Annotated in this window: 27 protein-coding genes and 1 tRNA gene; 16 read left to right on the top strand and 12 right to left on the bottom strand. The window is 65.8% G+C overall.

The features are described from left to right. Positions 1 to 61 precede the first annotated feature (61 nt). Together E3T27_RS00670 and E3T27_RS00665 are read left to right on the top strand one after the other, a co-directional pair. A complete protein-coding gene (locus tag E3T27_RS00670; RefSeq protein ID WP_241992057.1) occupies positions 62 to 3,838 on the top strand; it encodes an AAA family ATPase in 3,777 nt (1,258 codons plus the stop codon). Next, positions 3,835 to 4,053, top strand: a complete 219-nt coding sequence (locus tag E3T27_RS00665; protein WP_104196480.1) for a hypothetical protein — start codon at positions 3,835 to 3,837, stop codon at positions 4,051 to 4,053. The genes E3T27_RS00670 and E3T27_RS00665 overlap by 4 nt, the downstream gene beginning before the upstream one ends. Before the next feature lie 3 nt (positions 4,054 to 4,056). On the opposite strand, the gene mscL is transcribed toward E3T27_RS00665, so the two are convergent. The 3 genes from mscL to E3T27_RS00650 form a co-directional block, all read right to left on the bottom strand. Further along, positions 4,057 to 4,542, bottom strand: a complete 486-nt coding sequence (mscL, locus tag E3T27_RS00660) for a large conductance mechanosensitive channel protein MscL (protein ID WP_241992056.1) — start codon at positions 4,540 to 4,542, stop codon at positions 4,057 to 4,059. A gap of 4 nt (positions 4,543 to 4,546) precedes the next feature. Next, on the bottom strand, positions 4,547 to 4,909 hold the full coding sequence (locus E3T27_RS00655) for an FmdB family zinc ribbon protein (RefSeq protein ID WP_104196481.1): 363 nt from the start codon (positions 4,907 to 4,909) through the stop codon (positions 4,547 to 4,549). 106 nt (positions 4,910 to 5,015) lie between these two features. After that, complete coding sequence (locus E3T27_RS00650) at positions 5,016 to 5,594, bottom strand: 5-formyltetrahydrofolate cyclo-ligase (RefSeq protein ID WP_104196482.1); 579 nt, start codon at positions 5,592 to 5,594, stop codon at positions 5,016 to 5,018. 34 nt (positions 5,595 to 5,628) lie between these two features. On the opposite strand from E3T27_RS00650, the gene galU reads away from it, so the two are divergent. From galU to E3T27_RS00630, 4 genes are all read left to right on the top strand, one after another. After that, the gene (gene galU / locus E3T27_RS00645; RefSeq protein ID WP_104196483.1) at positions 5,629 to 6,522 is read left to right on the top strand and encodes a UTP--glucose-1-phosphate uridylyltransferase GalU; all 894 of its coding nucleotides are present in this window, start codon (positions 5,629 to 5,631) and stop codon (positions 6,520 to 6,522) included. Positions 6,523 to 6,572: 50 nt separating this feature from the next. Continuing rightward, positions 6,573 to 7,232: a GNAT family N-acetyltransferase gene (locus E3T27_RS00640; RefSeq protein WP_134571260.1), complete on the top strand. Its 660-nt coding sequence runs from the start codon at positions 6,573 to 6,575 to the stop codon at positions 7,230 to 7,232. Positions 7,233 to 7,337: 105 nt separating this feature from the next. Next, entirely contained in the window at positions 7,338 to 8,279 is a 942-nt protein-coding gene (locus E3T27_RS00635; RefSeq protein ID WP_134571259.1) for a hypothetical protein, read from the top strand. 65 nt (positions 8,280 to 8,344) lie between these two features. Beyond that, positions 8,345 to 8,420, top strand: a tRNA-Ala gene (locus E3T27_RS00630). A gap of 57 nt (positions 8,421 to 8,477) precedes the next feature. On the opposite strand, the gene E3T27_RS00625 is transcribed toward E3T27_RS00630, so the two are convergent. Further along, entirely contained in the window at positions 8,478 to 9,257 is a 780-nt protein-coding gene (locus E3T27_RS00625; RefSeq protein WP_134571296.1) for an IclR family transcriptional regulator, read from the bottom strand. 228 nt (positions 9,258 to 9,485) lie between these two features. On the opposite strand from E3T27_RS00625, the gene E3T27_RS00620 reads away from it, so the two are divergent. Together E3T27_RS00620 and E3T27_RS00615 are read left to right on the top strand one after the other, a co-directional pair. Continuing rightward, a complete protein-coding gene (locus E3T27_RS00620; protein ID WP_104196487.1) occupies positions 9,486 to 10,202 on the top strand; it encodes a CoA transferase subunit A in 717 nt (238 codons plus the stop codon). A gap of 14 nt (positions 10,203 to 10,216) precedes the next feature. Beyond that, positions 10,217 to 10,864 (top strand): CoA transferase subunit B, encoded by a 648-nt coding sequence (locus tag E3T27_RS00615; RefSeq protein WP_104196488.1) that lies wholly within the window; start codon positions 10,217 to 10,219, stop codon positions 10,862 to 10,864. 56 nt (positions 10,865 to 10,920) lie between these two features. Here the strand turns inward: E3T27_RS00615 and E3T27_RS00610 are convergent, their stop codons facing one another. Next, positions 10,921 to 11,136: a hypothetical protein gene (locus tag E3T27_RS00610; protein WP_134571258.1), complete on the bottom strand. Its 216-nt coding sequence runs from the start codon at positions 11,134 to 11,136 to the stop codon at positions 10,921 to 10,923. Next, the gene (locus E3T27_RS00605) at positions 11,117 to 12,094 is read right to left on the bottom strand and encodes a trypsin-like serine peptidase (RefSeq protein ID WP_241992055.1); all 978 of its coding nucleotides are present in this window, start codon (positions 12,092 to 12,094) and stop codon (positions 11,117 to 11,119) included. The genes E3T27_RS00610 and E3T27_RS00605 overlap by 20 nt, the downstream gene beginning before the upstream one ends. 167 nt (positions 12,095 to 12,261) lie before the next feature. Here E3T27_RS00605 and E3T27_RS00600 point away from each other — a divergent pair, with 167 nt between their 5' ends. Continuing rightward, positions 12,262 to 13,725 carry a sensor histidine kinase gene (locus E3T27_RS00600; RefSeq protein ID WP_166786043.1) on the top strand — a complete coding sequence of 488 codons (1,464 nt, stop codon included), beginning with the start codon at positions 12,262 to 12,264 and terminating at the stop codon, positions 13,723 to 13,725. Continuing rightward, entirely contained in the window at positions 13,722 to 14,378 is a 657-nt protein-coding gene (locus tag E3T27_RS00595) for a response regulator transcription factor (protein ID WP_104196492.1), read from the top strand. The genes E3T27_RS00600 and E3T27_RS00595 overlap by 4 nt, the downstream gene beginning before the upstream one ends. 29 nt (positions 14,379 to 14,407) lie before the next feature. Here E3T27_RS00595 and E3T27_RS00590 read toward each other — a convergent pair whose 3' ends face one another. Both E3T27_RS00590 and E3T27_RS00585 read right to left on the bottom strand, forming a co-directional pair. After that, the gene (locus E3T27_RS00590) at positions 14,408 to 14,929 is read right to left on the bottom strand and encodes a hypothetical protein (RefSeq protein ID WP_134571255.1); all 522 of its coding nucleotides are present in this window, start codon (positions 14,927 to 14,929) and stop codon (positions 14,408 to 14,410) included. 130 nt (positions 14,930 to 15,059) lie between these two features. Continuing rightward, positions 15,060 to 15,527, bottom strand: coding sequence for a hypothetical protein (locus tag E3T27_RS00585; RefSeq protein WP_134571254.1), 468 nt, complete (start codon positions 15,525 to 15,527; stop codon positions 15,060 to 15,062). A gap of 265 nt (positions 15,528 to 15,792) precedes the next feature. On the opposite strand from E3T27_RS00585, the gene E3T27_RS00580 reads away from it, so the two are divergent. The 6 genes from E3T27_RS00580 to E3T27_RS00555 are packed head-to-tail and all read left to right on the top strand — an operon-like array spanning position 15,793 to position 22,013. Next, complete coding sequence (locus E3T27_RS00580; RefSeq protein ID WP_241992054.1) at positions 15,793 to 16,047, top strand: 5-oxoproline transporter, DUF979 family subunit; 255 nt, start codon at positions 15,793 to 15,795, stop codon at positions 16,045 to 16,047. 6 nt (positions 16,048 to 16,053) lie between these two features. Continuing rightward, complete coding sequence (locus tag E3T27_RS00575; protein ID WP_241992053.1) at positions 16,054 to 17,235, top strand: DUF2891 family protein; 1,182 nt, start codon at positions 16,054 to 16,056, stop codon at positions 17,233 to 17,235. Between the two features lie 5 nt (positions 17,236 to 17,240). Beyond that, positions 17,241 to 17,999: a LamB/YcsF family protein gene (locus tag E3T27_RS00570; RefSeq protein WP_134571253.1), complete on the top strand. Its 759-nt coding sequence runs from the start codon at positions 17,241 to 17,243 to the stop codon at positions 17,997 to 17,999. Positions 18,000 to 18,002: 3 nt separating this feature from the next. Continuing rightward, complete coding sequence (locus E3T27_RS00565) at positions 18,003 to 19,568, top strand: 5-oxoprolinase subunit B/C family protein (RefSeq protein WP_134571252.1); 1,566 nt, start codon at positions 18,003 to 18,005, stop codon at positions 19,566 to 19,568. A 3-nt stretch (positions 19,569 to 19,571) separates the two neighbouring features. After that, on the top strand, positions 19,572 to 21,302 hold the full coding sequence (locus tag E3T27_RS00560; RefSeq protein ID WP_134571251.1) for an acetyl/propionyl/methylcrotonyl-CoA carboxylase subunit alpha: 1,731 nt from the start codon (positions 19,572 to 19,574) through the stop codon (positions 21,300 to 21,302). Between the two features lie 30 nt (positions 21,303 to 21,332). After that, on the top strand, positions 21,333 to 22,013 hold the full coding sequence (locus tag E3T27_RS00555; RefSeq protein WP_134571250.1) for a GntR family transcriptional regulator: 681 nt from the start codon (positions 21,333 to 21,335) through the stop codon (positions 22,011 to 22,013). Between the two features lie 7 nt (positions 22,014 to 22,020). On the opposite strand, the gene E3T27_RS00550 is transcribed toward E3T27_RS00555, so the two are convergent. The 4 genes from E3T27_RS00550 to E3T27_RS00535 form a co-directional block, all read right to left on the bottom strand. After that, entirely contained in the window at positions 22,021 to 22,818 is a 798-nt protein-coding gene (locus E3T27_RS00550) for a putative hydro-lyase (protein ID WP_134571249.1), read from the bottom strand. Beyond that, positions 22,809 to 24,029, bottom strand: a complete 1,221-nt coding sequence (locus E3T27_RS00545) for an NRAMP family divalent metal transporter (protein WP_241984329.1) — start codon at positions 24,027 to 24,029, stop codon at positions 22,809 to 22,811. The genes E3T27_RS00550 and E3T27_RS00545 overlap by 10 nt, the downstream gene beginning before the upstream one ends. A gap of 346 nt (positions 24,030 to 24,375) precedes the next feature. Continuing rightward, positions 24,376 to 25,599, bottom strand: a complete 1,224-nt coding sequence (locus E3T27_RS00540; RefSeq protein ID WP_134571248.1) for an acyl-CoA dehydrogenase family protein — start codon at positions 25,597 to 25,599, stop codon at positions 24,376 to 24,378. Between the two features lie 135 nt (positions 25,600 to 25,734). Beyond that, entirely contained in the window at positions 25,735 to 26,604 is an 870-nt protein-coding gene (locus E3T27_RS00535; protein WP_134571247.1) for an alanyl-tRNA editing protein, read from the bottom strand. Between the last annotated feature and the right edge of the window lie 28 nt (positions 26,605 to 26,632).

The following is a 26,632-nucleotide window of genomic DNA, read 5'->3' as shown; positions in this document are numbered from 1 at the left end:
AAACGCGCGAAACCCCGGCCGCCTCAGGGCAAACCGGTGTTTTCGCAATTAGGGTAGGCCTGTGTGGCACCTCGATAGAAAACAAGACGACGACGACGTGCTTTCCAAGTACCTGGGCGCCGTCCCTGTCGACCCGCAAAACGTGACCAGTCCACACAACCTCAGTCTGGGCGACCCGGCCTTCACGGCCGGGAATATTGCTGAGCCGATCTGGCAGCGTTGGCGCGACGAACTTGCCGCGCTCGGCGGTCGGTCGCCGCTGCTGCACTTCACCGACGAGGCTCGCACTCGCATCGAACTGAGCGCCACGCACCCTGGCGGACTGCCGCAGTTCATCATCGGCAAGACCACCCTGTTGTCCAACCTCATTCGCGACGAGTTGGCGCTGCGCAACGCCCGTTTGGCCGCGAACGAGATCACGCAGAAGGGCATCGAACTGCGCTCCATGCGCGGCCTCGAATCGGTCAACCTCGCCATCGGCCTCGCCGAGTGGCGTTACCAAGACGTCGACTACAGTGCCCCGGTGCTGCTGCGTCCCCTCGCCATTCGCCGGTATGGACGCGACTATGAGCTCAAGCTCAAGGGGCAGCCCTTTCTCAACCCTGAGCTTGCCCGAGCCCTGAAGGACCAGTTTCAGATCGTGCTCGACGCCGACGCTTTCGTGGCGCTCGCCATCACCAATGGTGCGTTCAAGCCGCAGCCGGTGATTGATCGGCTACGCGGACTCACCTCGCACCTGCCCTGGTTCAACGTCGTACCGCGCCTCGTTGTGTCGAGCTTCGCCGATGTCGGCCGGGCGCTCGCCGCCGATGCCTCATCGCTCGACCACCCTCTGCTCGACGCCGTTGCCGGTAACATGACCGCTCGGCGCAACATCGAGACCGCGTATAACCCGGTCGTACCGATCGGCCAGGACGCCCGCCCGCCCGCCACAGACACGCTGCTCGGTGACGCCGACTCCGAGCAGGAGAACGTCGTCGCGCAGATCGCGGCCGGCAACTCCCTCGTGGTGAAAACGCTGCCCGGCACCGGCGGCACCCAAACCATCGTCAACGCGATCGGCTCGCTCGTGGCCCAGCACAAGCGGGTACTCGTGGTGAGCGCCCGCCGCTCCAGCCTCGATGGCATCCACGGCCGCCTCGTGCAAGTGGGACTGCCCGGCATTGCCGTGACCCCGCGCACCCTGCGACGCGACCTGATCGCGTCGATCACAAGAAACGAGAAAGCGGTCCAGCCGCGGGTCGGCGACGTCGATGACGCCCTCGTGCGCTTGCGCAAGGTGCTGCTGGACTACCGTTCGGCGCTCACTCGTCGCGACTCCGCTCTCGGTGTCTCTGTGCTCGACGCCCTGGGCGAACTGGCCAGGCTCGCCCAGCTGCCCGAGCCGCCGTCGACCACTGCTCGTCTCGACCGGCACGCCCTCGAGCTTCTCGCACACTCGCGGGCGGCCGCCGCGAACACCCTGATCAAGGCCGCTGTTCTCGGCGAATTTCGGTACGGGCCTGGCGACTCGCCCTGGTACGGGGCCTCGTTCACCTCCACGGCGGATGCCTCCAACTCGCACCAGCTCGCCAAACGCATCAACCAGATCGAACTGCCGCGGCTGCTTGAACGCGCCAACGGCCTGATCGGTCAGACCCGGTTGCGCCCGTTCGAGACGATCAATGAACTCGGTATCTACCTGCGTCTGCTGCTGGATATTCGCGAAACCCTCGACAAATTTCAGCCTGGCGTCTACGACCGGTCTCTCACCGAATTGATCGCCGCCACGTCGTCGCGGCGCGAATCGTCTGAGATGAGTTCGGCCAGTCGGCGTAGGCTGCGAAAACTCGCCGAGGAATACCAACGCCCCGGCGTGCGGGTGACCGACATGAACGAGAGCCTGCGGCGCATCCAGGGCCAGCGCACGCTCTGGCAGCGCTACGCGGCCGCCGGCGTCACTCCGGAGGTGCCGGTGGGCATCAACGACGTGCACGTTGCCTTTCAACGAGTGTGGGAAGACCTCGGTCTGCTCGACATTCCGCTCGGCACCAGCGGCACGCCCCGAGTCCTTGCCGGGCGTCAGCTGAATGAGCTCGTATCGATGATCTCGGGCCTCGCCGCTGAGAGCGAGGTGCTCGCGAACCTGCACGAGCGCACAGCGCTGCTGGCGACGTTGCGCGAGCACAACCTCGACCCGCTGATGACCGACCTGTCCCAGCGTCACGTCTCGGAAGAGAACGTCGCCGTCGAGCTCGAGCTGGCCTGGTGGCAGTCCGTGCTCGAGATCATGCTCGCGAGCGACCGGGCACTGCTGGGCGCCAACACCCAGGTACTGGACCGCCTCGAGGCTGATTTCAAACTCGTCGACGAAGCGCACGCATCCGCTACCGGCAAGCTGCTGGCCTGGCTACTCGCCGAAACCTGGAAGATCGGCGTCGTCGACTTTCCCGAGGAAGCGGACCAGCTACGACGCCTGCTGCGCGCCGACCGTGCCACCCCAGCCCGGCTCAATGAGGTCGCTCCGCACCTCGGTCGAGTGCTCGCCCCGGTCTGGCTGGCCTCACCCTACGAAATCTCCGGAATCAGTGACCAGATCACGTTCGATACCGTGTTACTGGTCGACGCCGGAGCCACGACCCTGGCCGAGAACGTCGGTGCGATTCGCCGTGGCCGACAGATCGTGGCGTTCGGCGATCCGGTCACCCAGACGCCGTCAGCCTTCGAAACCGGCATTGCCGGCTCAGGGGAGACCGCCGCGCCCGACGCATCGGTGGACGCCCTACACGCCGACTCTGCCCTGGCCCGCCTCGGCGAACTGCTGCCAACCCTCACCCTCACCCGCAGCTACCGGGCTGGCGGTGAGGACCTCGCCGAGCTCGTCAACCACCGCTTCTACGGCGGACGCATCGACTCCCTGCCCTGGGCCGGAAGTTATCTCGGCCACGGAAGCCTCACCATCAACTATGTGGCGGGCGGCCGCGGCATGCCCGACGCCGACAGCGGCGCCATCGAGAGCGTCGACGCGGAGGTCGTGAAGGTCGTCGACCTCGTGCTCGACCACGCCTCAAAGCGTCCGCGCGAATCGCTCATGGTGATCACCGCGAGCACCCGGCATGCCGTGCGCGTGCAGCAGGCCGTGCTCGCGGCGTTTGCCAAGCGCACCGACCTCTCCGATTTCATTCTCAAAGACCGCAGTGAACCATTCACCGTACTCACCCTCGAGCAGGCCGTGGCACAGAGCCGCGACCGCGTCATCTTCTCGATCGGCTACGGCCGCACCCCGCACGGTCGCCTGCTGTCGAACTTCGGTTCCCTCGGTGAACCCGGTGGAGAACGCCTGCTCGCGATCGGCATGACCCGTGCACGTCGCGCACTGGACATCGTCTCCTGCTTTCGCCCCGCCGACATCGACGAAGACCGCCAGCGTCACGGTATCCTCGCCCTGTCTCAGGTTCTCAGCGAGACCGAAGCCCGTCGTGACGAGGTGCAGGTTCCCGACGCGAGCGAAGCCATGCTGGTCGATCTCGGCAAGCGCCTCGAAAAGCTCGGTCTCAGTGTGCGCCTCGGCCACCGCGGCAAGCTCGCCCTGGCTGCTTCTTACGGAACCCGCGCGATCGTGGTCGAAACGGATGCCGTCGTCAATCGTGCAAGCCTGCGCGAGTCGTTGCGGCTGCGCCCTGAGGTGCTGCGCCGGCTCGGCTGGCACTACCTGCGCGTGCACAGCTTCGAACTGTTCAGCAACCCCGACGCCGTTGCGGCACGCGTGGCTGCAATCGCCGGAGTTCCGCTAGCGGATGCCCGGCCCTTTTCGACCGGCGACGCTCCCACCATCACCCCGAAACGTCCGGGCGCGTGAGTGGCTCGGAGGGTAAGCCGCTCCTCGGATCGGCCCGCCAGCCAATCGTGAAGGCTGGCGGCACGGCTCGGCGCGCCAAGCTGCTGCCAGCACCGGATACCGACCCAAACCCGCACCCGCCGGTGCTCCGCGAAGAAGGGGGCGTGGCGCACACCGGAAGCGCGCCCAGCGCGAACGAGGCGCAGTTGCGGCAGGATCGCCCACCGCACTGGTAGCTGCTAGTGCTTGGGACCCTGGTCTGCTGCAGCGTTCTTGGCCAGCAGGTCGCGGATCTCCGTGAGCAGATCGAGTTCGGTCGTGGGTTCCACGACGGCGGCCGCCGGGATACCAGCGCTGCGACGGCGATCCTGCGACTCCTTGAACTTGTTCAGCGGCAAGACGAAGACGAAGTAGACCACAGCAGCGATGAGTGCGAAGTTGATGACGGCTGCAATGACCGCACCGAGCAAGATGGTGGGCGGTTTCTCGCCGGACCCCAACGCAATCGGTAGCGCTTTGGCCAATGTTTCAGCGTTGAACATGGCGGCGATCAGCGGATTGAAGATGTTGACCACGATGGCCGTGACAACGGCGGTGAACGCCGTGCCGATGACGACGGCGACCGCGAGGTCGATGACGTTGCCGCGCATGATGAATTCTTTGAAACCGTTGATCACGGGGTGCTCCAAACGGATGACTCGGGTGACCGTCTTTGCCAGCGCCATCTATCTAAGACGCCTTCGCGGTCGGAACTGAGGATGACGACGACGGCGACGAGCTGTCTTTCTTCGCCGGCGTACTGTCGGACTTCTTTTCGGATTTGCTCTCAGCAGGCTTGCTTGACGTCGAGTCGGTCTTGTCGGCAGACTTTTCGGTTGGCTTGCGGTCGAGATTCGGGTTGGACTGCTTCGAATCCGACTTGGAGTCGTTGCTGTAGAAACCGGAGCCACTGAAGGTCACGCCGATCGAAGAGAACACCTTGCGCAGCTTTCCCTGGCAGGTCGGGCACACCGTGAGCGAGTGGTCGGTGAAGGCCTGCTGGATATCGAAAGCGGTGTCGCACGCGGTGCAACGGTAAGAGTAGGTAGGCACTGCATCTCCAGCTGGTTGGGCCAGCAGGCAAACGCCTGCCAAGACTAAGGTTATGCGCGCATGGGCCCCCGCAGGTTCAGAACCGGGGTCACGGGCGGTGAAACGATTAGAAAGCGATGATTCGGGTCGGAGTTATGAGGCCGTTCACAGGCTGGTCGTGCACCTCGCGGGGAACTTCGTCGAGGTATTCGCTGTCGAAGACCATGGCGTACACCGGCGGGCATTTCTCCATCGAGCCGAGGGTCTTGTCGAAGTAGCCGCGACCCCAGCCCATGCGCAATCCCGATTCGTCCACGGCTGCCGCTGGAACAATGATGAGGTCGACGTCATTGATGGCGATTGGCCCGAGCAGGGTTCCCACAGCCTCCGGTACGCCGGAAATTCCGGTGAATTCCTCGTCGCCGTCGCCGACGGTCCAATCGAGCAGGCCGTCTTCGCGCGAAATCGGAAACAGGATACGGATGCCCTCTGCCGTGGCCCAGTTGAGAAAAGGTCGGGTATCCGGTTCGTTGCGGGCTGACAGATAGCAGGAGATCGACCGCGCGGACAGGTCGAGAACGAGGCTTTGCAGATTTTCCGTGAAACCGGCCGTGGCGAAGTCGCGCTCCGAGGATGTCAGGTTCTGACGGCGTTCGCGTAATTCCGCTCTGAGCGCACGCTTTCGATGAGCTATGTCGGAGTACATATAAGGCATCCTACTTGCCACTAACCTAGTGCCCATGGGTACCCCGATAACTAAAGCCGTCATTCCCGCAGCTGGACTGGGAACACGTTTCCTGCCAGCGACCAAGGCCATGCCGAAAGAGATGTTGCCCGTCGTTGATAAACCGGCTATTCAATACGTCGTCGAAGAAGCTGTTGCGGCTGGGCTCAGCGACGTGCTGATGGTTACCGGGCGCAACAAGAACGCCCTGGAGAACCATTTCGATCGAATGACCGAGCTGGAAGCGCTGCTGGAACGCAAAGGGGACCAGACCAGGCTGGCCAAGGTGCGTGAATCCAACGAGCTTGCCGACATCCACTATGTGCGGCAGGGCGACCCGCGCGGACTCGGCCACGCCGTGCTGCGCTCGCGCATGCACGTGGGAAACGAGCCGTTCGCGGTGCTGCTCGGTGACGACATCATCGACTCCCGCGACCCGCTGCTGACCCGCATGCTCGCAGAGCAGGTCAAGCGTGGCGCCAGCATCGTTGCCCTGCTCGAGGTCGACCCCGCGCAGATTCATATGTATGGAGCAGCTGCGGTCGAAGCGACCGATGACCCCGATGTCGTGCGCATCACCGGCCTCGTCGAGAAGCCCAGCCGCGAAGACGCCCCCTCCAACCTCGCCATCATCGGCCGTTACGTGTTGCGGCCCGAAGTTTTCGATATTCTGGAACACACAGCGCCCGGCAAGGGCAACGAGATTCAGCTGACCGACGCCCTGCAGGAGATGGCCGTCAACCCGGAGTCCACCGGCGGCGTGTACGGCCTCATCTTTCGTGGGCGTCGATACGACACCGGCGACCGGCTTGACTACATCAAGGCGATCGTGCAGCTCGCCGTCGATCGTGAAGATCTCGGTGCCGACCTCAAGCCCTGGCTGCGCGAATTCGTCGCCGCACTCGACTAACGATCTTTCCCGCTCCACCCAGCTTCCAACCCACGACAGACAGGCAAACCGTGCCGATCGCAATCCCGACCCTCCGCGAGGGGGCAGTCACTCTGCGTCCCATCCGATTGCGCGATTCGCGCGCTCTCGAGGGCGAACTGCTGGCGAACCGCTCGTGGTTGCGCAAGTGGGAGGCCACCAACCCCTACGCGCCGATGTCTTTCGACACGCGCGCGAGCATCCGCAGCCTGTTGACGCATTCGCGGTCGGGCAACGGCCTGCCGTTCATCGTGGAACAAAACGGTGAACTGGCCGGTCAACTCAACGTGTCGTCGATCACCTGGGGATCGCTGTCGTCGGCCACGATCGGCTACTGGGTGAGTGAAAAGTTTGCCGGCCAGTCGGTCACCCCCACGGCCGTGGCGCTCGCGACCGACTACTGCTTCTACGAGCTCGGCCTACACCGAATAGAAGTTTGCATCCGCCCCGAGAACAAGGCCAGCCTGCGCGTCGTTGAAAAGCTGGGCTTTCGGTATGAGGGCCTGCGCCGACGATATATCCACATCAACGGTGATTGGCGCGACCATTTCTGCTTCGGCCTGATCGCCGAGGAACTCAGCCAGGGCGTCATGCGCCGCTGGCAGGATGGCCTGGTGCCTGAGGCTGCCGCGAGCGTCACCGCGGCAGATTTGGAGTCGGCCGCGCATCCGGTAACCGTCATCACCCGATGACGGTTACGAACCACCCTGTTCGGGGGCGGAATCAGTGTATTAACTTGGGTGACACACCGAGAGTAATCCTCGTCGGATGTGCCCGCGCCTCTTACCGTTGTCAACATGAGTAGTGAGGCATTGGGTGGCGGGGTCATGGTGGCGGTGGCTGCTGTGCTCTGGGTTGCCTACTTGATGCCCACCTGGTCGCGCCGCAAGCAGTTCCAGGCAACCGAACGAAACGCGGTGCGATTGCAGCAGACACTGCGCATTCTGGCCGAAACCGCCGAGGTTCCGCAGCAAGTGCGGCTTGAAGCGAACGCCCGCACCGTTGCCGAGCAGCAACGGGTTCTGGCGAGGGCCGAGCAATCGGAGCGGGCGGAAGCGCAGGCGAAGGCGGATGCCGCCAGCGACGTTCGCCGCGCCGCCGCCGCTGTGGCCGCCGCGGCCGCGCCGCGCCTCCCAGAGTCGCCGGTGAAGAAACTTCGGCGTCTTCGTCGCTTTCGTCGCGTGGTCTCGCTCATTCTGCTGACCGGTTTCGTGCTGGCGATGTCGGGGATCGTTCCCGCTCTGGCCGGTTCATTCTCCGCACTGGTTGGCGGCGGAGTCGTCATGGTCGCCGCGTTCGGCATTCTCGAAAGACTGGCCACGGTCGCCCGTTCGGCGCGCATCGTTCGCGTCGAAGCCCCGGTGGCGCTGTCCGTGCCGATCCGGCAAACCTTCGAGCCCGTCCAACTGGAAAAGACTCCGGTCGCCGCTGCCACCTGGACGCCGCAACCCGTGCCGCGAGCGCTGCACCTCTCGCGCGGCTCCATCGCGCAGACGGCGATGGCATCCGTTGAAGCGGCCAACCAGCTGCGCCGGGCAGCCGCTGAAGCGGAGGTTGCCCGTCGTGCCGCCGCGCTCGCAGAGGAGGCCAACCGGGTGGTCACGCCGATCGCGCGGCCGGTCGTCGCGGCGACTGCTGCTGCGGTGCCCAACCGATTCGCGTCGATGGGTATTGTCGGCGAGACAATCCCAGGCATGACCGACCTCGACGCCGTGCTGCGTCGCCGTCGCGCGGTCTAATTGCCGCCTCGCGCTCGAAGCGGCAAAACTGTCGGTCAGCCCGTGATATTCTTCAAAGGCAGTTTGGGGCTATGGCGCAGTTGGTAGCGCGTCTCGTTCGCAATGAGAAGGTCAGGAGTTCGAATCTCCTTAGCTCCACCACACTGTTGCAAAAGTCCCGGCCTCGGCCGGGACTTTTCTCATTCCCCGCCTAGGCCGCTAGGCGATCGGTGGGCGTTGCAGGGTCTGGGTGATGCGGCTGGCTTCGTCGAGGAGCAGCTGGCCGAGGATTCTCTGCCGCTCGGGCTTGAACCGTGGCTCGATGCCGGTGAGCGAGAGCGCCCAGCCGGGGCGGCCGCTGCGGTCGAAGATCGCGGCGCCCATGCCCCAGCTGCCCTCCAGAATGAGTCCGGGATTCACCGCGTAGCCGGTTTCCCGGGTGCGTTCGAGGTTGGCGCGGATGCTGGCGGGGGAGTGCTGGCCGCCCCAGCGAGCGGCGAATGTCTCGGTGTCGTCGAGGAGGGCATCCACTTCAGCCGCGGGTAGGTAGGCCAAAATGGCCAGTCCAGCAGATGCGATCCCCAGCGGAAAGCGCACACCCTCGTGCAGCACAAAGGAGCGGATGGGAAAGCTGCCCTCTTCACGGAGCAGGCACACGGTTTCGGCGCCGCGCCGGATCGAGAGGAACGCGCTCTCCCCGGTCTCCTCGGCCAGGCGCACGAGGCTCGGCCGGGCAAGCTCTTCGATCGGGTAGCGGGCGGCAGCAACGGTTCCCATGACGAAGATTTCGGGGCCGTAGTGCCAGGTGTGCCGCACCGTATCGTGGTCGAGCAGGCCCTCGGCGGCCAGCGACGTGAGCAGCCGGTGCACGGTAGGCCGGGTCAGGCCGGAGTCGCGCACGATCTCGGCCAAGGGAGTGCCGAAGGGATTTCGACCGACCAGGCGCAGCAGCAGGGCGATGCGGCCGACGACCTGTGCGCCCTGCACCGGCTGCGCCATCGGTAATGGTGGGCCGCCGCGTGCCGTCTGCGCCTCACGTGTGGGTGGCTGAGCGACCATATCGATGCCCCTGTCCATAATGTGGATGATTTGCAGCCTACTGTTCACGGAGTGGAGTCGCAAGATGATGCTGATTGACAGGGTCTATCGGCTCTGAATACCATGACGTAAAGAGGTGGTGTCCACGGCGTGGACAGCACGCTCGACACCGCTCAAGGAGGAGACAGTATGTCCAAGGTTCAGGCCAGCGCGAGCAGTGCGCTGCACGACGTTCTGCGCGATGGGATGGTTCTCGCGGTCGGCGGTTTCGGGCTCAGCGGAATCCCGGCCGATCTCATCGACGCGGTGCGGGCATCCGGTGTGAAAGATCTCACGGTCGTGTCGAACAATATGGGCGTCGACGGCAAAGGCCTGGGCGTGTTGCTCGAGGCCGGGCAGGTCCGCAAGGTCATCGCCTCGTATGTGGGCGAGAACAAGCTGTTCGCCGAACAGTTTCTGGCCGGCGTGCTCGAGGTCGAATTCAGCCCCCAGGGCACGCTCGCCGAGCGGTTGCGGGCCGGGGGCGCTGGTATCCCCGCCTTTTATACCAAGACGGGCGTCGGCACGCTGATCGCCGAGGGCAAGCCGCTCGCCGACTTCGATGGGGAAACCTACCTTCAGGAACGCGGCATCGTCGCCGACGTAGCGCTGGTCAAGGCCTGGCGTGCCGACACTCTCGGCAATCTCGAGTACCGGTTCACTGCCCGCAACTTCAACCCGGTAGTCGCCACCGCCGGTATCGTGACCATCGCTGAGGCCGAGGTGATCGTGGAGCCCGGCGATATCGATCCGAACCACGTCATCACCCCCGGTGTCTACGTGCAGCGCCTCATCCAGGCCTCAGCCCGGGTCAAAGACATCGAACAGCGCACCGTGCGCAGCCGCCCCGTGCTGGCTAGCTTGTAGTTGAGGAGAAAACCATGGCTTGGACCAGAGATGAAATGGCCGCGATCGCGGCGCAGGAACTCAGTGACGGCGACTACGTGAACCTCGGCATCGGCATCCCGACGCTCGTGGCCAACAATCTGCCTGAGGGCATTCACGTGACGCTGCAGAGCGAGAACGGACTGCTCGGCATGGGGCCGTTCCCGTGGGAGGGCGAGGAAGACGCCGACCTCATCAATGCCGGCAAACAGACCGTCACGATGCTGCCGGGGGCGGCGATCTTTGACTCGGCCACCTCGTTCGGCATGATCCGCGGCGGTCACGTGAAGGTTGCGATCCTCGGCGCCATGCAGGTTTCGGGGCTTGGCGACCTCGCCAACTGGACCATTCCCGGTAAAATGGTCAAGGGCATGGGCGGCGCGATGGACCTCGTGGCGGGCAGTCCGCGCGTAGTGGTGCTGACCGAACACGTCGCGAAAGATGGAACGCCGAAAATCGTCACCGAGTGCACCCTGCCACTGACTGGCGTGCGTGTTGTCGATCGCATCATCAGCGACACGGCCGTCTTCGACGTGACGCCGACCGGCCTGGTCTTGCGCCAACGTGCCCCCGGCGTGAGCCTGCAGGATATCGAAGATACCACCGAGGCCGCATTCACGGTCGGGGAAACTGCTCTGGTTTAGTCGTCAGATCAATCACTGAAAGCCCCGTCCACGTCGCGGATGGGGCTTTCAGTGATTCAGGATTTTGTCGGCGGGGTACCCGCGTCGTCCACGCGCTCGGCCTCCGGCACGGCGGTTGCGTCGTCGAGCTCGCGCGACCCGTCGGGGTTCAGACGGAGTATGCGCGGCCGGGCCGCTCGCATCTGTTCCTCAGTCCAGTCAGCGGCATCGGAATCGAGGCGCCGCCGGGCAACCGGGTTCGCGTCGCTCGGGTCACGCGGATGCGGCGACATAGGTGTTCTCGATGACCGACCCCCAGTAGGGCCCGAACATGGTGTCCGCGATGTTGTTGTAGCCGAAGCTGTTGACCGAGTTCTGCAGGCCAGTGGAACCGCTGCCGATCATCCACGGGCCGCCCGACGATCCGCCGGTCATGTTGCAAGGGATGCCCTGCGACTGGCTCTGGCCGTAGGGGTCAGGGGTGGCAGTGCCGTAGCAGGACTGCAGGGTCTCACCGTCGAACGGCGCGGCTGCTGGATAACCGTAGGCGGTGTACGTGAGGCCACGGCTCTGGTTGAACGTGACGCCCGACGCGCCGACGGTGTCGCTCAATGACATGCCGGTGAGTGAGGACACGACGGCGAAGCCGGTGTCATAGCTGATGTCACCGCTGTTAGTCCACTGGGTGGGAGCGTACAGCTCGGTGGCATTCCACTGGCCGAACGGTGCCGAGCCGTTTTCATAGGCCGGCACGAAGGTGAGCCGTGACGCGAAAGCGCCGGGGCCCTCGTTGACGCAGTGCCCCGCGGTGACGACCGTGTTTTCATTTACAGCCGAGACGGAGTTGCCGGAACAGACGTAGTCGGTGCCGCCGAGGGTGAAGAAGACTTTGCCGATGTGGGAGACGGGCGAGATTCGGGAGGCCGTCGGCGACTGCTCGGGGTCGGCCTCCTGCGGGGCTACCAGAGAGGTCGCCCCGGCAGCGACAGTGCCGATCGCCCCGGCCACAATGTTGTCCTGCACCAGGACCTCCCCCGGAATGGCACCCTGCATGCGCTCCGGTGTCCAGTAGTCACCGCCCTGCTGCGTTTGTGGGACGACCCAGTGGTCGACATCCGCCGAGGAAGACGTAATAACGGCCCCCGGCACACTGGCGGCGGAGGCTGCGCCGGTCGACAAGAACCCGCCAGCACCGACTAACGTGCCGATCAAAAGCGCCGAGAGGGCGCCGACCTTAACTTTGCTACGCATCATGTGCTTCACTCCAGTTATCAATCACATCCAGCGAACGAATTAACCGCCAGTATCAATACAGTATTTGGCAGTGATCTCGTTGTCCACCCTTTATGGGTACAGCTTACCTAGGGTGCATTTCGTTCGAATGGTCGACCGGCCGCGGCACCCGCCATACTGAGTGCATGTCGGACCGGATCGGTGTGCGCGCGCGGCGACGAAGCCCCGCGTTGTCGGTGCGCGTGCGCATTCTGGCCGCGATTCTGCTCGTGACCGCGGCCGGACTGGCGATCGCCGGAACGACCGCCTACGTGGTGCAGCGAGAACGCACATTGATCGAGATCGATGCGGTGCTCACCGACACCGTTGACGACGCGCGTATCGTCGCCGCAGATTCGGCAGCCGTCGATGTGCGCGGTGCGCTGCGTGCCGTCATCGCCGGAGTGCGTCCGGCTACCAACGAAAGCACCCTCGCCGTCATCGACGGGGTGGCGGCGCTGGAACCGCGTGCCGTCGACTTTCGGCTGGCCGACGACGTGCTCGTTGCGCGCAGCGTGGTTGAAACGGCCACGGGCGAGGTCGTGCTCGGCACCGTCACGGCGTCGGGCCGGCTGCTGCGTTACGTCTTCGTGCCGGTCTCCGTCGATGGCGATCCGGCCCGGGGCACGTTCATTGCCGCTTTTGATGTCAATGCCGAACTGCGGCCGGTATCCGATGCGTCCCGCACCTATCTATTCGTGGGCCTCGCGACCCTGATGGTCGTCGGGCTGGTCGGCTGGGTCGTGGCCGGGCGCCTGCTGCGCCCGATCCGTGGCCTGCGCGAAGCCACCGCGCGTATCACCGCGTCGGATGTGAGCGAACGTATCCCCGTCGTTGGCCACGACGACGTGTCGGCGTTGACCTCGACCGTGAATGAGATGCTCGACCGCCTGCAGGGAGCGCTCACCGGGCAGCGCCAGCTGCTTGACGATGTCGGTCACGAGTTGAAGACGCCGATCACCATCGTGCGCGGGCATCTCGAGCTGATGAATTCCAGTAGCGCGGCCGATGTCGCGGCCACCCGCGACCTCGCGATCGACGAACTCGACCGCATGGGCGGCCTCGTACGCGATATCTCCGCTCTGGCACAGGTCGAACGGTCGGCGCTCGCCCAACGCTACCCCGCCGATATTGCCGCGCTGGTCGAACGGGTGCGCCAGAACGCGGGCGCGCTCTCAGCGCACAGCTGGGTCACCATGGCGACGGCCGACGTGGTCGTGGCCGTCGACGCAGCCAAGCTGACGCAGGCGCTGCTGCAACTGGCCGCCAACGCGGTCACCCACGGCGCGCCGACCGGAGCGATCGAGCTCGGCAGCGCCCTCACACTGGATGCCGCCGGTCGGCCGCGCCTGCAGCTCTGGGTGAGCGATCACGGCCCGGGCGTCAGTGACGAACTGCTGCCGCGCATCTTCGACCGGTTTCAGCGAGGAACTCGCGGACGTGGGCCGGCCGGCTCCGGCCTCGGCCTGGCCATCGTCGCGGCCATCGCCGAGGCGCACGGCGGGACTGTTTTAATCTCCCCGACCCCCGGCGGCGGCGCTACGTTCACCATTGACCTCCCCGCCGACTCGGCGCCTGCGACACCCGAACTGAACGACATCCGCTTGTGAGCCGCATTCTGATCGCCGAAGACGAAGACCGCATCGCCAGTTTTATCGAGAAGGGACTCGTCGCCGCCGGGTTCTCCACCGTGGTGGTGCGCACCGGAACGGATGCCCTCGACTACGCCATCACCGGCGGGTTCGACCTGCTGATTCTGGACATCGGGCTGCCTGGACTCGACGGCTATGAGGTGCTACGACAGCTGCGGGCCGACGGGTCGGAGCTGCCGGTGGTCGTGCTGACCGCTCGCGACTCCGCCGAAGACACCCTTGCGAGCCTCGAGGGCGGCGCCAACGACTACATGTCGAAACCGTTTCGGTTTGACGAACTGCTGGCCCGGGTGCGCCTGCGCATGGCGGAAGCCCCGCGCGAGACGAGCACCGTACTCAGCGTCGCCGGGCTGCAGCTCGACCTGCGGACCCGACGGGCGACACTGGGGGACCGGCAGGTTGATCTCTCGGCCCGAGAGTTCGCGCTCGCCGAAGAATTTCTGCGCCACGCCGATCAGGTGCTGAGCCGGGAACAGTTGCTCAGTCGGGTCTGGGGCTACGATTTCGACCCCGGGTCGAACATCGTCGACGTTTACGTGGGGTACCTGCGCGCCAAGTTCGGTGCGGAACACATTGAGACGGTACGCGGAATGGGCTACCGACTCACCTGAGGCGACAGCCCATTCCGTGGCTGAGCGGGTTACTCGTGATCGCTGCCGTGGCCCGAGTCGTCGCCGCTGTCCTCGTGGCCCGAGTCGTCACTTTCGGAATTGCTGTTGTCGCTGTAGTCATCGTGTCCGGAATCACTGCCGCTCCCTGAGTTGCTGGAATCGTCGACCGTGACCGCGTTGCCTGTGACCGCGTTGCCGGAGCCGGAGTTGCTGTCGACTCGGCCGTCACTGTCATCGGGGGCGTCGGTCACGTCGTCGGCGCCATGGCCGGAACCGATGCGGCCGTCACTGTCGTCCGGGGCGTCGTTCACATCGCTACTGATCACATCATCGAACTGATCGTCGATTCCGTTGCCGCTGCCGACGCGCCCGTCACTGTCGTCGGGGGCATCGGGCGTACCGGTAGCGACTGGGCTGCTGCTCGACACGCTTGTGGGCGCCGCGACGTTCGGGGCGGTGTTCGCCTGGGCGGCGATCACGCCGACCGACATCAACCCGGCGAGGCCGAGGGTTGCGAGGGTGATGGTGTGCTTCTTCGTCATCTGAAACATGGGGTGGCCTTTCGTCTGCGCCGGGGAGGCGGAGGGTTGATGTCGTGGTGTCGATCTCCACAGGATCAATCAACCGCACGCCGATAAGACCGGCACGAGAAGTGCATGAGAGCGCTCTCATGCACAGGGATCAGCCGCTTTTGCGGCCCGAACCGGAGCTTCCACCGGAATCGTCAACGCCGATATCATCATCGTGATCGGGGTTGTCACCGCCATGATCGTCGACGACGACGGGATCCTGAGCGGGAACGACTTCGGGGGCGGCGCTGGGGACGGTCGCTTCGGTGCCCGTCGAGTCGGTACCGGTCGGGTCGGTACCGGTCGAGTCGTTGTCAGTGGGGTCGGTGCCGGTGGGGTCGGTGCTCGTTGGTTCGGTGCTCGTCGGTTCAGCGCTCGGCGTTGAATCCGGTGTTGCCGCCCCAGTGGATGCCCCGCTCGGCTGCACGGACACGGCCGGAACGCCGATGGATCGCCCCGGCTGCTCGGCGATGGCGAGCGAATCGGCCAGAACCGACGCCAGTGCTACGAGCAGAACCGCCCCCACCCCCGCGCCGGCGATCCAGAGCAGCGGTCGAGTCCAGATACTGCGAGCGTTCATGAGGCCTCCCATCGACAATCCATTCCTTAGTGTGGCGTCCGCAGCTAAGCCCGGACCAAGGCAATCGTGAGAATTCTCTTAGATTTGACGCGATCGAGCGAGCGGGGGCAGTAGAAGTTACGGCCCAAGCTTGTAGGATTGTTCAACAATTCAATAGTCTCTGCAAAACGCTGATCGGGCATCCGCTCAAAAATGGCGAGCGATACCCCCGGTGATCACATGTTTGTTTGGCGCACCCGGGTACGCGGGCGCTACTGGGAGAAATATGCGCGTACTGATTGGTGTGTTCCTGGTCAGCGCTGGCATGTTCCTGTTCACGGCGCTGATGGGCAATGCCTTCGCGGCATTCCCGATCATGACCGCCGCGATCGGCTGGCCCGTACTCGTGCAGATCTTCGCCGGCAACCCGGCCGCCGTCTGCGCCATCGGCATGCTTTTCGGTTTCTGCAGCACCCATGTCACACCCCTGGCGGCCAACTTCAACCTCGTTCCCTCCGCCCCGCTGGAAATGAAGGATTAGTACGGTGTGATCAAGGCCCAGGTCGGCACCGGCGTGCCCATGCTCGGCGTCAACGTTGCCCTGATGTACTTTCTCGCTTTCTTGCTTCTCAACCGCACAACGAAGTGGAGCACCATGCCCGACGCACCAACCGTTCTCGACGCATCCGCGCTACTGGGTGGGCTGGCGCCGACGTACGCCGACATCGTTCTCGACAATCTGGCCAGGCCGTATCCGCATTCGGCCCACCACACGACGCATTCAGCGGATGACCGACCAACGCCCGAGCAGATTCACCCGGCCTTCTACACCTCCTTCGACTGGCATTCCTGCGTGCACATGCACGCCTTGGGCGTGATGCTGCTCGAGCACGGCCTGGACAGCGAGCGGGACGCCGCCCTCCGTCAGGCGATCGGCGCCAACCTCACGGCCGGGAAGCTGCGCGTCGAGGGCGCGTATCTGCTCGCCAACCCCAGCTGGGAACGACCATACGGCTGGGCCTGGCTGGTCCGGCTCGCGGCCACCTGCGCGGCGTCGACCGACGCCGAGATTCGTGGGTGGGCATCCGCTCTCGATCCGATTGTCGACATCGTGGCCGAACTGTTCATGGCCTGGGTGGAAAAAGCCGAATGGCCGGTGCGTCACGGTCTGCACACCAACTCGGCGTTCGGGCTCGGCCTGATGCTCGACGCTTTTCGAACCCTCGACCGCGCCGACGCTGCTCTAGCCTGCGAAACCGCGTCCCTCACCTGGTTCCACGCGGATGCCGACTGGCCCGGTGACTGGGAAATGAGCGGCCAGGACTTTCTCTCAGCCGGGCTGAGCGAGGCCGACCTGCTGCGCCGAGTACTTGCGCCCGAGCAATTCGCAGCCTGGTTCGCATCGTTCCTGCCCCGCCTGACGGCCGATTCGCGCATCGTGCGCCCGTTTCGGGCCACCGATGAGACCGACGGATATCTCGTGCACCTGCACGGGCTGAACCTCTCCCGCGCCGGACAGGTGACGCGCATTCTCGCTGCCCTGGGCCAGACGCCGGAGTCGGCACCGGCGGTGGCGGCCCTGGACGCCGCCAGGGACCCCCTGCTTCGGGCCGGACTCGCGGCCGTCGTGGCCCCGGAGTTCATGTCCTCGCACTGGCTTGCAACCTTCGCCTGGGATGCGCTGTTATCGGCATCCGCTCTAACAAACCCGACCGATACGGCAGCATAGAACCTATGGCAACCATCGATTTGAACAGCGACGTCGGAGAGTCCTTCGGCAACTGGACCTTCGGCGACGACGCCGCCATCATCGCCTCGGTCACGAGCGTCAACGTGGCCGGAGGGTTCCACGCCGGCGATCCAACGACTATTCGCGCGACCTGCGCCGCGGCCGCCGCTGCCGGCGTCACGGTGGGCGCACACCCCGGTTACCGCGATCTGGCCGGCTTCGGCCGCCGTTTCATCGAGATGGATGCAGCCGAACTCAGCAACGATGTGATCTACCAGATCGGCGCCGTGCAGGCCCTCGCGCGCGCCGCCGGTACCGCGGTGCGTTACGTGAAACCGCACGGCGCCCTCTACAACACCATCGCTCACCACCCGGTGCAGGCGCAGGCCGTGGTCGACGCCGTACTCGCCGTCGACCCGACGCTGCCGCTGATGGTGCTGCCCAACAGCGAGATCGAACGCCTCGCCCGGGCCGCCGGCCTGCGCACCGTGTCCGAGGCCTTCGCCGACCGCGCCTACAACCCCGATGGCAGTCTCGTGTCGCGCACGCTGCCGGGAGCCGTGCTGCACTCGGTCGAGGCGGTGACCGCACAGGTCATCCGCCTCGCCCTCGACGGCACTGTGGTGGCCATCGACGGCTCGGTCATCGCTGTGCCGGCGACGAGTATCTGCCTGCACGGCGACACCCCTGACGCGGTGCGCCTCGCTGCGGCGGTGCGTTCCGCGCTGCTGGGTGCCGGCGTTTCGATCGCTAGTTTCGTGTAGCGGATGCCTACCCATATTCGATCCATCCGTCCGGTCGGCGACCGGGCCGTGCTTGTGCAGCTCGGCAGCCTCAGTGAGGTGCTCGGGCTATACGAAGCACTGCGCGAGTATCCGCTGCCCGGCCAGGTGGACCTCGTCGCCGCCGCCGAAACCGTGCTGGTGACGGCCGACTCGGCGGCATCCGCTCGCGGCTTTGCGCAGCTGCTGCGCGCGATCGAACCGTACACGGTCGCCAGCGCTCACGAGGGCCTCGTGACCATCGACGTCATCTACGACGGGGACGATCTCGACGAGGTCGGCGAACTCACCGGCCTCGGCCCAGACGGCGTGATCGCGGCGCACACCGCGCAGCTGTGGACCGCCGCGTTCGGCGGTTTCGCCCCCGGCTTCGCGTACCTCGTCGGCGACGACCGCCTGCGGGTCTCCCGACGCAGTACTCCGCGGGGGGCCGTGCCGGCCGGTTCGGTGGCGCTCGCCGACGCCTACTCGGCGGTCTATCCGCGGGTCACTCCCGGTGGCTGGCAGCTGATCGGTCGCACCGATGCTGCCCTGTGGAACCTCGACCGCGACCAGCCGGCCCTCATCCAACCCGGCAGTCGGGTACAGTTTCGCGCTGTGCGTGAGTTTGTGCGCGCCGCGCCGACGGCCATCGGGACCGACATCGTCGACCTCCCGGCCGACCTCGTCGTCGTACAACCCGGGCCGCAGACCACCGTGCAGGATCTCGGCCGCCCGGGCCTCGCCCACCTTGGCGTGGCCGGTGCCGGCGCCCTCGACCGCGGAGCGTTGCGCCGCGCCAACCGGCTGGTCGGTAACCTCGCCTCCGCCGCCGTACTCGAAAACGCCCTCGGCGGCCTCGTGCTCGACGCGCGCACCGAGCAGGTTCTCGCGGTAGCAGGGGCATCGGTTCTCATCACGATCGACAGAACGGATGCCGCCCCCCGCGTCGTGCCCACCGACGCGCCGTTCGCGCTGCACGTCGGCGAACGGCTGACCCTCGACGCCCCCGTGTCGGGCGTGCGCAGCTATATCGCCGTGCGCGGCGGCTTCGACCTGCCGCTCGTGCTCGGCAGCCGCTCGAGTGACTCGATGTCGGGAATCGGGCCGGGGCCGCTTCTGGCCGGCACCGTACTGCGCGTGCTGCCGGCTCCGCCAACGAGCGTGGTCGGTGCCGCTGAACCCGCGGTCGACCCGCCGGCCGCAGTGACCGTGCTGCGCTACATTCCCGGCCCCCGCGCCGACTGGTTCAGCGCCGACACGCTGGCTGATTTCGACCGCACCGACTGGGCCGTCACCGCGCAGTCCAACCGCATCGGCCTGCGTCTCGACGGGCGAGCCCTCGAACGCGCGCGCGGCGGCGAACTGCCGAGCGAGGGCACTGTCTCCGGCGCCATCCAGCTGCCCGCCTCGGGCCTTCCGGTGTTGTTCCTCGCCGACCACCCGGTCACCGGCGGCTACCCGGTACTCGGCGTGGTGCTGCATACCGACCTGGACAAGGCGGCTCAACTCGGCACCGGCGCACGCATCCGCTTTCTCGCCATCACTTCTGAAACCCTGAACGAAAGCTGAACCGTGCACAAAGTACTCATCGCCAACCGCGGGGAAATCGCCGTGCGCATCATTCGTGGCTGCTCGGACGCCGGGCTCGACTCGGTGGCTGTCTACGCCGATGTCGACGCCGACGCTCTCCACGTTGGCCTGGCCACGGAGGCCTACGCGTTGGGCGGCAACAGCCCGGCTGACACCTATCTCAACGTGCCGAAACTGCTGGCCATCGCCCGCCGGGCCGGCGCTGACGCGGTGCACCCCGGCTATGGCTTTCTCTCCGAGAATGCCGACTTCGCCCAGGCCGTGCAGGACGCCGGCCTGACCTGGATCGGTCCGAGCCCGGAAAGCATCCGAATGCTCGGCAACAAGGTGTCGGCCCGCGAGATCGCCGTGCGTGTTGGCGCTCCGCTCGTGCCCGGCTCGAACGGTACCGTCGACAGCGCAGCCCAGGTACGCGCCTTCGCCGAGGAACACGGGCTTCCGGTAGCCATCAAAGCGGCGTTCGGCGGCGGAGGCCGCGGCATGAAGGTGGTCTGGGAACTCGACGCCATCGAGGAATCGTTCGACTCGGCAGTGCGCGAGAGCGTTGCCGCCTTCGGCCGCGACGAATGCTACGTCGAGCGCTTTCTGCACAAGCCCCGGCACGTCGAAGCCCAGATTCTGGCCGACGGGAACGGCAACGTGATCGTCGTCGGCACCCGCGACTGCTCCCTGCAACGCCGCAACCAGAAACTCGTCGAGGAGGCACCGGCCCCTTTTCTGACCGCAGACCAGCGCGATCTCATCTACACCTCGGCGAAGGCGATCTGCCGGGAGGCCGGCTATGTCGGCGCCGGCACCGTGGAGTACCTGTTGGCCGACGACGGCAGCCTCTCCTTTCTCGAGGTCAACACCCGCCTGCAGGTGGAGCATCCGATCACCGAGGAGACCTCCGGCGTCGACCTCGTGCTGGCCCAGCTGGCCATCGCGGCCGGAGACGGGCTGCCGGTGTCGGAGGATCCGGTGTCGCGTGGCCACTCGTTTGAATTTCGCATCAACGCCGAAGACCCTGGCCGCGGATTTCTGCCCTCACCCGGGACCGTGACCACGTTCACCGTGCCGACCGGGCCGGGAATCCGGGTGGATACCGGCATCCGTTCCGGGGATGCCGTCGCCCCGCAATTCGATTCGCTGCTCGCCAAGCTCATCGTCACCGGCGCTGACCGGCCGCAGGCCCTGCGACGTGCCCGCCGGGCGCTCGCCGAGTTTGAGATCGTGGGCCTCCCCACCGTGCTCGGGTTCCACCGGGCGGTCGTTGACCTTCCCTCGTTCACCGGGCCCGACCGGCTTGGCGTGTACACCAGCTGGATTGAAACAGAGTTCGCCGAGCAGCTCGCCGCGGACTCGTCACTCATCCCGGCCGTTCCGGCGGTCAGCCGCCGAACCATCACGATCGAACTCGACGGGCGACGGGTGGCCCTGGGCCTGCCAGAGAACCTGTTCGGCGGCCTCGCGCAGGGCGGCGCTGCTGCCGTGGTGGCGTCGATCCCGAAAGTCGACCCGGCCGAACTGCGCTCCACCATGAGCGGCACCGTCGTAAAGTGGCTCGTCGAGGCCGGCGCAACGGTGGTCGAAGGCGAGGCGCTGCTCGTGCTCGAGGCCATGAAGATGGAATCGACCGTCGTCGCGCACCGCTCCGGAACGCTCGTCGGACTCCTCGTGGCGGAAGGCGACGCCGTGCCCGTGCACGCCATCGTCGCGGGGATCGAAGCCTGACCCGCACCGGAGAATGGATACGCTGTGCCTATGACCCTCGACGAGATCCTGCCCGACCTGCGTCGCCAGAGCGTCGACGCGCGCCACACCGAAACCGGCCTGTGGGCGGCGTCGATGCTGCGTGAGCGCATCTCGGCCGGTCAGCTCGCGCCCGGTGCCAAGCTGTCGGAGGAGCCGCTCTGCGAGGTGCTCGGCGTCTCCCGCAACACCCTGCGCGAGGCGTTCGCCACCCTCGCCCGCGAGCACGTCGTCACCCGCATCCCCAATCGTGGTGTCTTCGTCACCCGTCCGACCGCCGACGACATCCGGGAGATTTACCGGGTGCGGCGCTTTCTGGAATCGGCGGCCCTCACCTGGTCGACCAGCCCGACAACGGATGCCCTCCACGCCGCGATCGCGCGCGCCCGGTCCGCCCGAGATAACGGTTCTGTGCCGGGCATGGCGAGCGCCAATCAGGACTTTCATGCGGGCGTCGTCGCGCTGACTGGAAGTGACCGTCTCAGTGCGCAGATGACGCAGGTGCTCGCCGAGATGCGGCTGGTGTTCCACTCGATGGTGGCCAATCCGCTCTTTCACGCGCCCTACATCGACGACAACGCCGTCATTCTCGACAGGTTCGAGGCCGGGGACCGCCAGGCGGCGGCCGCGCTCATGGTCGACTACCTGCGCCGTGCGGAGGAGCAGCTGCTCGAGGCGCATTCCCGCGCGTAGCGGTGCGCTACGGCACCAGATAATCGGCGTCGCGGGCGTCCGTGATGAGCATGTGGCCGGGGGCATGGCCGATCGCCAGCGGCGGTCGGGACTCCATCACGGCCGCTTGCGGAGTGACTCCGCAGGCCCAGAACACGGGCACGAAGCCGTCGGCCACCGTCACCGCGTCTCCGAAATCGGGGCTGGCGAGGTCACGGATGCCGAGCTCGGCTGGATCCCCGATGTGGACGGGGGCGCCGTGGACGGCGGGGTAGCGGGCGGTGATGCGCGCGGCATCCGCTACCCGGTCTGCATGGATCGGCCGCATCGACACGACGAGGGGGCCCGCCAGGTTGCCCGCGGATGCGCAGCGCCGGTTCGTGCGATACATCGGCACGTTTCGGCCCTGCTCGATGTGCGCGATCGGAATGTGCGCGCGCTGCAGCGCCGCCTCGAAGGTGAAGCTGCAGCCGACGATGAACGTCACCAGGTCGTCGCGCCACCAGGCCGAGAGGTCGGTCGGCTGGTCGACGAGTTCACCGTTTTGGTAAACCGTGTAGCGGCCGACGTCGGTGCGAATGTCGCCGCCGACCAGCAGCGGACCGGTCGTCTGCCCGGCTTCGAGCACGCCGAGAATCGGGCACGGCTTGGGATTGCGTTCGGCGAACAGCAGAACGTCGAAGGCCTGCTCTTGGGGCACGATGATAAGGTTGGCCTGGGTGAAACCGCTCGACCAGCCCGCCGTCGGCGTGGCGAGGCCCTCGCGAAACAGTGCGCGGGCCTCGGCGGGGGTGACGTTTGCCCGGTCGAAGGTCGTTACGTCCACAGCTGCACGAGGCCGCCGAGCGACCGGTAACCGAGGTACAGGGTCAGCAGCCAGGCGGCGACTCCACTGACGAGCAGCCACTGGGGATAGACGTAGCCGCCGAGCAGGTCGCGGCGGCGCCACGCCACCCAGAGGATGACCGCGAAGCCGACCGGAAGGATCAGCCCGTTCACCGCGCCGGCCATGATGAGCAGGGTGGCCGGGGCCTGGCCGAGGAGGGTGAAGACCGTGGCCGATACGGCGATGAACACGCAGGTGGCGATGCTGCGCACCCGCGGCGAAGTCCTGGCGGTCGTGACGAACGAAATCGACGTATAGGCGGCACCGATCACCGAGGTGATCGAGGCGGCCCAGAGGATCACACCGAACAGCTTGAGACCGATGTTGCCGGCCGCTGACTGGAATGCTTCGGCGGCGAGGTTATCGCTCGTGAGCGCTACGCCGCCGGCGACGACTCCGAGAATCGCCAGGAACAACAGCACCCGAATGACGCCGGTGATGATGATACCGAGGATCGAACTCCTGGTGATCTCGCCCACATTCTCAGGGCCGGAAACACCGGCGTCGATCATGCGGTGCGCCCCGGCATAGGTGATGTACCCGCCGATAGTGCCGCCGATGAGGGTCGTGATGATGAGAAAGTCGATGTTGTCGGGGATAACGGTGTTTCGGAGTGCCTCACCGAGCGGTGGCTTCGACACGATAGCCACGTAGCCGATGAGCAGGATCATGACGGCCCCGAGCACGATCACGATCTTGTCGAGGGCCACGCCGGCGCGCTTGCTCAGGAAGATGGCGATGGCGACGGCGGCCGACACGAGCCCGCCGATCTTCGGATCGATGCCGAACAGAACGTTGAGGCCGAGGCCGGTTCCGGCGATGTTGCCCACGTTGAAGACGAGACCGCCGATGCAGATGAGGGCGGCGAGAAACCAGCCGGCACCCGGAAGCACGGTGTTGGCGAGTTCCTGGGCGCGCCTGCCGCTTACCCCGATCACCCGCCACACGTTCAGCTGCACGGCGATGTCCACCAGGATCGACACCAGGATAGCGAACGCGAAGGCGGCGCCGAGCTGCACCGTGAAGGTGGTGGTCTGCACGATGAATCCGGGGCCGACCGCGCTGGTGGCCATGAGAAACATCGCCCCGAGCAGCGCCCCACGGTGTTTGTTCTTGAGCTTTTTAGGTTTGCGTGTGGTGGTCGTGGCCATGGGCGCTGCTCACTTCTTTGGGATACGAGTCAGCACCGACGGTCACTGATTGTCAGAAAGCCTATGATTGTTCAACAATCCGCGCAACTTTTCTGCACGAATAGGCTTGTTCTCGGACGAATCGCTCCGGAAGAGTGCATGGGGCAGGTGTGCCCGCCATCCCCGGAGCATAACTCCTGCAATTTTCCAGACCCTGTGCAGACTTCCGCGTGAATTCGCAGTGCAATTCTGACGAGCGTGCAAATTGCAGGAGTTATGCTCACCGCGTGACCCTGCCCGCGTGACCCTGCCCGCCACGACTGGCGAGAAAGTTACGGTTCGGCGAGCGGATGACCGAGCTCGAGCATTATTGGAACGCGGAGATACCCGTGATGGCGCGGCCGACGACGAGGGTGTTGATTTCGTAGCTGCCCTCGTAGGTGTAGAGCGCTTCGGCGTCGGCGAAGACGCGGGCCATGCCCCAGGAGGTGGAGATTCCGTTGCCGCCGAGCACCGAGCGGCCAAGCGCCACGGATTCCCGCATGCGAGCGCTGGCGGAGGCCTTGGCCATCGCGGCGTGTTCGGGCCGCAGCGTGCCGGCCTGCTGTAGCTGGGCGATGCGCACCATCGTGCCGAGCGAGGTCGTCGCGTTCTCCAGAATGCGCACGAGTTTTTCCTGGACGAGCTGGAACGACGCGATCGGCTTGCCGAACTGCTGGCGTTCCAGGGCGTAACGCAGCGCATAGTCGTAGGTCGCGAACTGCAGTCCGACGGTCTGCCAGCCCACCCAGACCCGGGAATTGGTGAGCAGCCGGTTGGTGTCGCGAAAGCTGGTGGCTCCCGGCAGGCGGTCACGTTCGGCGACCACGACGTGGTCCAGGGTGATCGTGGCGTTCTGCACGATGCGCAGTGCGATCTTGTTTTCGATCTTTTCGGCCGTGAACCCGTCCAGGGCCGAGCTGACGATAAAACCCTTGATCTGGTCGTCGGCGGTGTCGCGCGCCCAGACCAGCACGTTGGCAGCGAAGGTTCCGCTGCCGATCCAGCGTTTGACGCCGTTCAGGGTCCACGAGTCGCCAAACCGGGTCGCAGTCGTTTCCATATTGCGGGAGACGTCGGAGCCGTGCTCCGGTTCGGTGAGCGCGAACGCACCGATCTTGCGTAGGGAGATGGCGTCGTCCAGGTATCGTTCGCGCTGGTCGTCGGTGCCCAGCTGGGCGATGGCCGCTGCGAACAAGCCGCTGTGCACACCGACGAAGGTGGAGATCGAAGCATCCACTCGCGAGAGCTCGAGGGTCATGAAGCCGTGCAGCAGAAAGTTGTTGCCGCGCGCGCAGAGTTCAACCAAGTTCAGGGCGGTGAGCACGGGGATGATCTCGAACGGGAAAGTCGCGTTGTTCCAGTGCTCTGCCACGACCGGGCGCACGTCGCGCTCGAAGACCGCTCGGGCCTCGGCCACGAGCTGTCGCTCCTCGGGGGTGAGTAGATCTTCGTAGGAGAAGAAGTCGTTCGTGGAACCGGTGAAGAACTCGGGGGTGGTCGCATCCGCTGCGGCGCTGCCGAGTTCGGGGCTGTCAATGACGGTGCTCATGGCGGGTCCTCTCTGACCTGGTACCCCTGAATTCTGCGCCGATGGGAGGAATTGCGCAATCTCTCGCTCGAACACCGTGCATAGTGCTACTCCTCAGTCGCTGATGGCCCCCCACATTGCCCCGAATGCGCGAAGCTAGCGCGTGGCGGACGTGTTCATGGTGAGTATGTCGGTGCCATCCAGGTCGTGCAGGGTGAGCGTCACGGTCACGGCGCCAAGCGTGCCGAGCGAGGTCACGTGGGTGCCGCCGCACGGGATGCGCACGCTCGCGTCGGGCAGCTCGCAGACCCAATAGCGGCGATCGGTCAAAAGATAACCGTCGCGGTCGATGCGCACCTCGGCCTGTGTTCCCACCCACCCGGCGAGGGACGCGTTGACGGTCGCTTCAACCGAGGCAAGCGCCTCGGCGAGACCGTCGACCGAGAATCCCTTCTTGCGCACAGACTTGCCGAGGCGGTAGGTGTCGACGGAGGCGTTCGGCCCGATCAACGACTCGTCGATGGCGAGCCCGTCGAAGTCGGGGGCGCCGAGGGCGTCGGTGCGTACCTCCTTCTTCCATCGGCCAGCGAGGGCGTCGTTGAGGGCGAGCGAAGCCAGGTGGCAACTGGTGTGCCCGGCGCTCGTGGCATCGCGCAGGCCTTCGTCCACCTCGACGGTGACGGTGTCGCCGGCGTTCAATCCGGTCGCGTCGACCACGTGCACCACGACGAAGGCCCAACCGGGTGTTCCTTTAGCTACCGGAATGTCGTCGCCGATGTAGAGTGCCGATCCGTCGGTGGCTCCCACGATGCAGTCCTCGACCGGCCAGAAGGCCGCGCCGTGGTGCAGCAGCGCCAGATCGGGCCCTTGGTCGGGCCAGCCCGCATCGACCGGATGCACGCAGGTCGCGTCGAGCAGCACGGCGACGCGTCCGTCGCTGAGCGGCTCGGAATGCAACACTGTCGCCTGCGTATCGATGGCGCCGCTCGGGTAGAGCACGCGGGTGTCTTCGGTGGGCAGGGTCATGACTGCTCCTGTTCAAGCGGATGCGGAC

The sequence above is a fragment of the Cryobacterium lyxosi genome, assembly GCF_004403345.1.
GTDB classification, from domain to species: domain Bacteria; phylum Actinomycetota; class Actinomycetes; order Actinomycetales; family Microbacteriaceae; genus Cryobacterium; species Cryobacterium lyxosi.
Note: the sequence above shows the minus strand (reverse complement) of the source record. Positions and strands in the feature narration are given on the sequence as shown.